This window comes from Erysipelatoclostridium sp. An173, assembly GCF_002160495.1.
GTDB lineage: Bacteria > Bacillota_I > Bacilli_A > Erysipelotrichales > Coprobacillaceae > Thomasclavelia > Thomasclavelia merdavium.
Genome location: NZ_NFKR01000057.1, coordinates 1 through 9966, shown reverse-complemented (window position 1 = coordinate 9966; position 9966 = coordinate 1). Strand labels below are relative to the sequence as shown.

Annotated in this window: 8 protein-coding genes; 4 read left to right on the top strand and 4 right to left on the bottom strand. The window is 28.0% G+C overall.

The genetic code is table 11. The annotated features are described in order from the left end of the window. From B5F09_RS13800 to B5F09_RS13790, 3 genes are all read right to left on the bottom strand, one after another. A partial coding sequence (locus tag B5F09_RS13800; RefSeq protein WP_204215354.1) for a GBS Bsp-like repeat-containing protein occupies positions 1-1957 on the bottom strand: 1957 nt, incomplete at its 3' end. A gap of 205 nt (positions 1958-2162) precedes the next feature. Beyond that, positions 2163-3017, bottom strand: a complete 855-nt coding sequence (locus tag B5F09_RS13795) for a YitT family protein (RefSeq protein ID WP_087374895.1) — start codon at positions 3015-3017, stop codon at positions 2163-2165. Positions 3018-3133: 116 nt separating this feature from the next. Then, on the bottom strand, positions 3134-3976 hold the full coding sequence (locus tag B5F09_RS13790) for a YhjD/YihY/BrkB family envelope integrity protein (RefSeq protein ID WP_087374893.1): 843 nt from the start codon (positions 3974-3976) through the stop codon (positions 3134-3136). Between the two features lie 157 nt (positions 3977-4133). Here B5F09_RS13790 and B5F09_RS13785 point away from each other — a divergent pair, with 157 nt between their 5' ends. The 4 genes from B5F09_RS13785 (at position 4134) to rfbB (ending at position 7956) form a co-directional block, all read left to right on the top strand. After that, positions 4134-5297, top strand: coding sequence for a MerR family transcriptional regulator (locus B5F09_RS13785; protein WP_087374891.1), 1164 nt, complete (start codon positions 4134-4136; stop codon positions 5295-5297). A 164-nt stretch (positions 5298-5461) separates the two neighbouring features. Next, entirely contained in the window at positions 5462-6343 is an 882-nt protein-coding gene (gene rfbA / locus B5F09_RS13780; RefSeq protein WP_087303243.1) for a glucose-1-phosphate thymidylyltransferase RfbA, read from the top strand. Positions 6344-6354: 11 nt separating this feature from the next. After that, the gene (gene rfbC, locus B5F09_RS13775) at positions 6355-6930 is read left to right on the top strand and encodes a dTDP-4-dehydrorhamnose 3,5-epimerase (RefSeq protein WP_087303241.1); all 576 of its coding nucleotides are present in this window, start codon (positions 6355-6357) and stop codon (positions 6928-6930) included. Beyond that, the gene (rfbB, locus tag B5F09_RS13770) at positions 6931-7956 is read left to right on the top strand and encodes a dTDP-glucose 4,6-dehydratase (protein WP_087303239.1); all 1026 of its coding nucleotides are present in this window, start codon (positions 6931-6933) and stop codon (positions 7954-7956) included. Positions 7957-8103: 147 nt separating this feature from the next. Here rfbB and B5F09_RS13765 read toward each other — a convergent pair whose 3' ends face one another. Then, positions 8104-9606 carry a L,D-transpeptidase family protein gene (locus B5F09_RS13765; RefSeq protein WP_239404348.1) on the bottom strand — a complete coding sequence of 501 codons (1503 nt, stop codon included), beginning with the start codon at positions 9604-9606 and terminating at the stop codon, positions 8104-8106. Between the last annotated feature and the right edge of the window lie 360 nt (positions 9607-9966).

Below are 9966 nucleotides of genomic sequence, written 5' to 3'. Positions count from 1 at the left end.
TTTCTGGTGCCTGATTGCCATCTGGAATTTCCGTTTGTAATTCTACTACACTGTATTTACCTTCACTGTCATATGCATAGATATGCGTATTGTATTTTCCAGTATCATTGTTATGATTTGATGTCTTTACATTGATCGTATATGTATCTCCGCTCTTTGTTGCTGTATACCAGATCAGATCATCCTGACCACCGTTTTCTGACCATGTTGGCATTTGTACTCGATCAAGACTTCCATCGTCCGTTACTTTGCATGTCACTGTATACCCGTTTTTGCTTACGTTTGTTATCTTGGCATCTGTTATTACCGGTGCTTGATTTATACTATTACTTGGATAAGTTACATCATTTCCAGTATTAAAGATCGTTAATGAATTTGATTTTACGTATCCATAATTGTTAGAAAAATTATATTCACCATTTCCTGAAACATCATTTCTATCACTTGTAAGTGATGAATCACTTTGCACCTCATAATATCCATTATTTAGAGCCTTTTTTCTAACAATAAATGCATAAGCGGGATTTTTTATAGTAGTATATAATGTTGCTGAACTATCATTAGCTTCTTTTTTAACAGCTAAACCTGTATAAGTAGTACTACTAGCATCTTTAATACCAATTGTATAATAATTTAAATCAGCGCTTGTAATACCGCTATCCATATTTGCAGCAATCGAAGCACATTTTTCACCTTCATAAACATCTGAAGAATATTGTCCAAAAATACCACTACCTTTATCTCCAAAATAACCACCACGATAACGTGAAGTATATTCAGCGTTTAAATATCTTTCAGACATCCAATTTTCTGTAAAATCAGAAATACAAGCTTCAACACTCGCAAAAGTATCTGCTGCTTCACCAGGATTGCTATCAACTGCATTTAATCCAAATAAATTATTTTTATTTATTGCAATTGAACTTTTACCCCATCCTGATTCTAATGCTGCAACACTTGCTGCTAATAGTGCATTTACTCCATTTTTTTCTTGATATTTTACAAATGAATCACCTGTATTATTTAATTTTGATGTTGATGAATTAGCTTTATTATTAAGATAACTTGTTAACTGTGCTCCACTATAATTTGTCTTACTTCTTAATGGTAAATATTGAAAATAATTATAGTATGGATTATTAGCGTTAACCGAATTACTACGAACATTATTTTTATAGTCATTTATCATTACGTTATAATCAGTATAAAAATAGTGACCGTCATAACTATAATACTCAATTCCTTTTTGTAAATAACTAGGTGCTACTCCTACATAATTATAATTTCCTTGATTACCAGTTGCATTAACATTATTAGAAATATAATGATATAGCATACCTTTTGAATTAACTTCATAATTACTTGCATAATATGTTCCTTGGCTAACTACTTCAACCTTATTTGCATCAACAAGTCCTACAACCCCAGATACCATAAATTTAACTTTACCATTTTCATATCCCAAAAAAGCAGCATCAGCCGCACTTGCTTTAGAAAGATATCCACTTTGACCAATATTATAATCAGTATATGTAATAACACTATCAGCTGCTGAACAGTTAAAATTAACCATATTTGCAGTACTTACTGTACGGGCATTAGGGTTATAAGTTTCACCAGTAGTACCATCACGAACCTCTACTTCTTTAACGTTTCCATTTTCATCTACGAAAGTAGTTTTACCAATAACTTCTCTATCTTCTAAAGATTTTTCCTCACTTTTACTATCTACACTTGTTTCAGTTTCACTGTTTTGTTGATTTGTAGTATCATTTTGAATAGCATTTTCTCCAGAAACGCTATTAGTTTCTTGTGTTTTATTTTCTAAAATCTCTTCATTTTCATTTGTTTCTGCTTCATTTGTATCATTAATTCCATTTATAGCCGTAACATTACCAACAGTCATACTTAATGTAATTAATGACGCTGCACTCACTTTAGCTATCTTCTTTTTCACTTTATTACTTCCTTTCTTCATAACCATGATTAAGTATACAATAAAAGTTCCCTATTTAACAATCATTTTTATTATCTTTATTGTTAATTAACTTAAAATTAATCACATAATAATCACATAATATATTTACGATTGTTTATTTTAATATTTTATATTATAAAATACAAGCTATAAAAAAACCATCTCATTAAAAGATGGCTTTACATTATTTTGCTTCATATTTTTTAGCACTAGAAAATCCTTTGCCTCTGACTTCATTTACCTTATTAATGATCATAAATGCATCAGGATCAATATCATAAACATAATTATTTAATTGTGTTAGTTCACGATTATTGACTACTGTAAGTACAACTGGATAAGGGTTGTGTTTAAACCCAGTTTCACTATGAATTAAAGTTGTTCCTCGATCAAGAACATTTATTACCATCTCATTAATTTCTTGATGCTTAGCACTTACTATTTTAACTTGCATTTGTGATTTTCCAATTACTAGCACTTTATCCAATACAATCGTATAAATTAAAACTAATAAAATACCATAAAAAACCATTTCCCGATCACGGATAATCATTTGACCAAGCAAAATCACAAAATCAAATCCATACATACTTACTGATACAGATATTCCTAATTTTTTATTTAAAATTAATGGTGGTATATCCATTCCTCCGGTACTAGCTCCACAACGAATAACGATTCCAATAGCTGCTCCAATCATCAAACCAGCTAAAATAACACATAATAATGTATCATTACTCATTATTTCATTTTTAAATATTTCCTGTAATACACCCAAAATAAATGGATAATAAAAAGAACTAATCAAAGTAGTAATAGCAAACTTTTTCCCTAATACTTTCCACCCCAATAAGAACATTGTTATATTAAATATTGAAACAAACAATGTAATTGAAAAACCAGTAGTTGCATTAACAAGCATTGCCATCCCTGTAGTTCCACCAGTAATCAAATTATTAGGTAAAATAAACATCGTTACCCCTAATGCATAAATAGTATTACCTAATAATATCCCTACAATATTTTTAATATCTTTCATCATCTCACTCTTTCTTTATTTATAACACACTTATTCTAATGCATAACATAAAATAATACAAATAAAAAAAACATTGATATTGTTAATATCTTACAAGCACCAATGTTTTTATAATATTATGCTAAATTATTATGTTTTTTCATCTCAATAATTAATCTTTTCATATGCGCTTCAAACATCACATACATCCCAATAAATATCATTTCTGCAATTAATGAACATGAAATCATAACAACTACAATCGAAGCTAGTGGTCCATATACAGATGTATAATCAGCTATTCCAAAATAAAATTGTAAACCAGTCAATAATATCAACATCAACAAACTAGCAACAGCAGCTCCTTTTACAATATCAAAAACATGCACATGTACATCAGGAATTATCTTATACAATAAAAATAAAATCACAAAAAATACTAAAAATAAATATAAATCTCCTAACATAAAAATACCACTTAAATCTACAAAATAACTAACAACCGGCAAAATTGTTAATAAAGATATTATTAATAACAATAAAACAAAAACAGCTACTGTTTTTACAATCATTAAAATCTGTTCAACTATAATATTTCTTTCATGTGCCGAAGGAAATAAATTTTTTGAAATGCCATATAACTGATTAATTCCTCGACTAACTACAAATAATGACATACAAAGAACGACTATTGAAGATAGTGTAATATGACTAGAATTCAAAGACCCAACAACAACACTGGCAAATTCTGGTGTCAAATATTTTTGTAATACTTCTTCAATAACAGATAAATCAACATTCAACACTGAAGCAAAAAAAGCAATCAGCGAACAAATAGGAATAATCGACATAATCAAATAATAAGAAAAACATAATCCCGCATTTTTATTAACCTTATAACGATAATCTAATATTCGATTATTAACCCGATCATAAATCTTAAAAACAATTTCTTTTACTTTATCAATTGTCTTTTCCATCTTCCCCACCTTCCCTATTTTTAGTATGTTCTATTTATTTAATTATACAAAAGTATCTTTTTTAATACAATTTTATTTAACAAAATCTTTATAAATTCATTACAATTTGTTTTAAAATTAACTTTTAAAAAATAATCTATCATCTTATAATAAAGCTATGGAAAAATTATATTCAACAGGTGAATTTGCCAAATTGGCAGGAGTAACAATAAGAACAATTAGATACTATGATAAAATAGGATTATTGAAACCAACGATGATTTTAGAAAACGGCTATCGTCGTTATTGCAATCAAGATTTAATAACTTTACAAAAAATTCTTTGTTTAAAAGAATTAGGTTTTTCTCTTGAAGAAATCTATCCACTAATCCAAGATAATGATCAAGACAGTTTCTTACACTCTATTCAATTACAAACAAACTTAATTGATCAAAAAATAAAGCATTTAAATAATTTAAAAGATTCATTAAAAGCTACTGAACGATTAATTAGTAAAAATAATATCGCTTGGGACAAAATAATTGAATTAATTAAATTATCAGCTATTGATGAAAACATTGTTGAAAACTATATGAATGCTAAAAATTTAAAAACCCGGATAAAATTACATGATTTATTTTCTACTAATCCGCAAGGATGGTTTCCCTGGTTATTTGAACAAATTGATTTTTCAACTGTCTATCGATTATTAGAAATTGGTTGTGGTAATGGTAAACTTTGGGAAAATAATCATTATAATCTTCGTAATCGTGAAATTTTTTTATCGGATAACTCTGAAGGAATGATTGAAGAAGTAAAGGAAAAGCTAGGTAATGATTATAATTATTTAGTTATTGATTGTCATAATATTCCTTTTAAAAACAATTATTTTGATACCATTATTGCTAATCATGTTTTATTTTATTTAAAAGATCTTGATTTAGGTTTATCTCAAATTAGTCGTGTTTTAAAATCTAGAGGAACTTTTTATTGTACTACTTACAGTAAAAAGCATATGCAAGAAATTGATGAAATTGCTAAAAATTTTGATAATCGTATTAGTTTATCAGATGAACCATTACCAGATTATTTTGGTTTGGAAAATGGTCATGAAATATTATCAAAATACTTTAATTATATTGAATTAAGAAAATATGAAGACTCTTTAATGATTACCCAAGCTCAGCCTTTAATTGACTATATACTTAGCTGTCATGGTAATCAAAATGATATTCTTGTTAATAGAATGAATGAATTTAAAAAATATATTGAGGATTTGATAAAGAAATCCAATGGTATAAAAATCACAAAAGATTCGGGTCTATTTATATGTACTAAATAATTTTTGCAGAGATTTAAAAAAATCTCTGTTTTATTTTAATTAAAGATATTTTAAATGTTTATAATATATAAAATATGTTGATTATTCTTAATAATTTTCAAATATCTATTGACCCTTACGTTACGTTAGGGTTTAATATAAATATGTATATAAGGAGGCTTTTTATGAAAGGTATCGTATTAGCGGGAGGATCTGGGACAAGATTATATCCTCTAACACAAGTAACAAGTAAACAATTATTACCAATTTATGACAAACCAATGATTTATTATCCATTAAGCATTTTAATGGAAGCAGGCATTAAAGATATTTTAATTATCTCAACACCTGATGATACACCTAGATTTGAAGAATTATTAGGTGATGGTAGTCAATTTGGTATCTCACTTCAATATAAAGTGCAACCTTCTCCAGATGGACTTGCTCAAGCGTTCATTTTAGGTGAAGAATTTATTGATGGTGATTCTTGCGCAATGATTTTAGGAGATAATATTTTCCATGGTCATGGATTAAGTAAAAGACTAAGAGCTGCAGCTAATAAAACTAGCGGAGCAACAGTATTTGGATACTATGTTGATGATCCTGAAAGATTTGGGGTTGTTGAATTTGATGAAAATGGTAGAGCTGTTTCTTTAGAAGAAAAACCAGCAAAACCTAAATCAAATTATGCTGTTACTGGTTTATATTTCTATGACAGTAATGTAGTTAAATATGCAAAAAGCATTAAACCAAGTGCTCGTGGTGAATTAGAAATCACTGATTTAAATAAAATTTATCTTGATAATGGTTCTTTAGATGTAACATTATTAGGTCGTGGATTTACATGGTTAGATACAGGAACTCATGAAAGTTTAGTTGACGCTACTAACTTTGTTAAAACTGTAGAAACTCATCAAAATCGTAAAATTGCATGTCTTGAAGAAATAGCTTATAATAATGGCTGGATTTCTAAAGAACAACTAAATTCATCTTATGAACTATATAAGAAAAATCAATATGGTAAATATTTAAAAGATGTTTTAGATGGTAAATTTATTGATCAATAAGGAGAAATTATATGAAAGTAATTGAAACTGAAATTCCTGGAGTATTAATTATTGAAACAGATGTTTTTGGTGACCATCGTGGTTATTTTACAGAGACTTACTCTAAACCTAAATATGAAAAATTAGGGGTAACTGTTGATTTCGTTCAAGACAACATGTCATTTAGCGGACAAAAAGGAACATTAAGAGGTTTGCATTGGCAAAATCCACCATATGCACAATCTAAATTAGTTTCTTGCACTAAAGGAAAAGTTATTGACGTTGCTGTTGATATTCGTAAAGGAAGTCCTACTTATGGTAAATGGGTATCTGTAGAATTAAGTGAAGAAAATCATCGTCAATTCTTTATTCCTCAAGGTTTTGCTCATGGATTTTTAACTTTAACTGAAAACGTAGAATTTAGATATAAAGTAGATAACGTGTACAACAAAGAATCTGAAGGTGGTATGCGTTATGATGATCCTACATGTAATGTTGATTGGGGTAAATTATTAGATGGCATTGAACCAGTATTAAGTGAAAAAGATATGACTGGTCCAACATTAGAAGAATCAAATAATCAATTTGTATACGAAGGAGATAAATAAATGAAAATTTTAGTAACAGGTGGAGCAGGGTTCATTGGTGGAAACTTTGTTCATTATATGGTAAATAAATATCCAGAAGATATGATTGTAAACTTAGATTTATTAACTTATGCTGGTAATTTAGAAACTTGTAAACCAGTTGAAGGTAAACCAAATTATAAATTTGTTAGAGGTGATATTGCTGATCGTAAATTCATCTTTGATTTATTTGAAAAAGAAAAATTTGATGTTGTAGTAAACTTTGCTGCAGAATCACATGTTGATAGAAGTATCACAGATCCTGAAATCTTTGTTAAAACAAACGTAATGGGAACTACTACTTTATTAGATGCAGCTAAAGAATTTGGAGTAAAAAGATATCATCAAGTTTCTACTGATGAAGTATATGGAGATTTACCATTAGATCGTCCAGATTTATTCTTTACAGAAACAACTCCATTACATACATCTAGTCCATATAGTTCTTCAAAAGCTTCTGCAGATTTATTTGTATTAGCTTATCATCGTACTTATGGATTACCAGTAACTATCTCTAGATGTTCTAATAACTATGGGCCATATCATTTCCCAGAAAAACTTATCCCATTAATGATTTCTAGAGCTTTAGCTGATGAAGAATTACCTGTATATGGTAAAGGTGATAACGTTCGTGACTGGTTACATGTATATGATCACTGTGTTGCAATTGACTTAATCATTAGAAATGGTCGTGTTGGTGAAGTTTATAATGTTGGTGGACATAATGAAAGAACTAACTTAGAAGTTGTTAAAACTATCTTAAAAGCTTTAAACAAACCTGAATCTTTAATCAAATTTGTTGAAGATAGAAAAGGTCATGATAGAAGATATGCTATTGATCCTACTAAATTAGAAACAGAACTTGGATGGAAACCAAAATATAATTTTGATACTGGAATCCAACAAACTATTCAATGGTATTTAGATAACAAAGAATGGTGGCAAAATATTTTATCTGGTGAATACCAAAATTATTTTGAAAAAATGTATGCTGGAAAAGTAAAATAAAATAATTATACCGTGATTTATGATAAGATTAGTTAAGTTATTTTATACTAGAAAATCGTATCATAACACGGTTTTTTTCTTTAAATAAATCCATTAATTAAATTGTAAAAAAGTTCTAGAAAGAAATAATCTTCTAGAACTTTTATTTTAATAGTGAATAAATACAGGATCATTAATATTAATTAACTCATATAGCATTTTTGCATCATTTTCTTGAAGATTTAAACATCCATGTGATCCTCTTGTCTTATATAAATCAGGTGTCCATTTATCCCAATCACTACGATCAAGAGCATGATAACCTGTACCAGTCCACATAATTCTAATCCAATATTTAACAGGTGTTTCATAATCTTCACCAACTAACACTTTTTCTGGTTTCTTTTCTTTAATATACCAAACTCCAGTACGAGTAATTCGATCTTGTTTAGGAGTTGGTAAACCACTAACACAAATGCAGCTATATGCTAGTTGTCCATTACGATATACATAAACTCTTTGTTCAGTTAAATCAATTTCACTATAATTTTGGGTATCCCAATCATTTTCAAAATTTTCGTAATCTTTTTTATGTCCTTTATTAGAATATTCAGGTTCTAATTCTGTAGTTAAAGCCTTTTTGTTTTCTTTATTTGGATCTTCAATATAATTATTAATCAATGACTGATCAGTTTCTTCTGTGATTATTTTTTTAACTTGTTCAACAATGGCATCATAGTCTAAACGCCATCCATAATCACCACCTGATATTTGAATAACATTACCATTATGAGTTGTAAATGATCTTTCTTTTCCTACTGTTTTATATTTTAAACAAAAATCTTCTATCCATTCTTCCATTGCATCTTGATCAAGTATAACTTCACCAGCATCATTAGTACTTAACCAATTTTTTATATCACTTGGTGCCATTGTTTCAGTTGTATTTTCACCCATATCCCAAGTAATCCAATTTAATAAATAACTATTATATGTTTGTAACATCTCATTTAATTTATCTTCATCTAAATTAGCTGTAGGCTGTTTATAAGCATCATTATTTTCACTTAAATCTAATTTAGAAGTAAGATTACTAAAAGACTTATTAATTAATTCATTTAGTTTATCAATGTTAATTTCGTTTCCTGTTGTAGCTTCAACAATTTTTCCACTTTTTGTATCCTCATCATATGTAATATATGCATTTGTTGAAGCAACAATTGGGTTTCCTTCAGTTCCAGTTATCAAATTTGAATTGTTAATTATTGAATTTAATGCTTCTTGATTATATGAAGCATCTGCTTCTAAATTATGATCGTGATTACTTAAAAAACCAAAGAAACTACGATTACTTTTATGCTCTTCAAAATCATCTTCTAAATTCTTTTCATATTCAACCGTAAGTCCAACATCATCACCATTAACAGTAACTGATAAACCATCTTTACCAACTATTTTTAATGAATATTTTTCAACTTTATCGGCAATTGCTTCTTTACTTTCATCAAACGTCATATTTGAAACATCAACACCGCTTATATTTGTATTAGGATACCAGCGATTACTATAATATACGTTTACAAAAATCAATAATACTATTATTGCTACTAATAAGCCAATTATAATTTTAACGTTTTTTTTAAGCTTAAGCTTATGTTTTTTTATTTCCAAAGACAATCTCTCCTTACAAATTAAAACCGTTTTCTCATCAATTATAGCACAAAAATTCTATGTTTCAATTAATTCTCATAATTAACAAAAAAATCCACCAATTAGTAACATTTTAATAAAAATCAATAATATTATTGTATCATTATGAAATCAAAAAAGCATAATATTTTTAATTAAATTTATTTTATCATTTGCAAAAATGAAACAAAAAGGAATCAATTCCCATTTGTTTCATTGATTATTCTTTCTAATGTTATAGTAGTTGGTTTTCCATTTATATAGCCTTCTTTTAAAGTTAAATCTTCTATTAGTCTATCTGTCATTTCCTTAACCTCTTCTTTTTTTACCAACCCTACTATC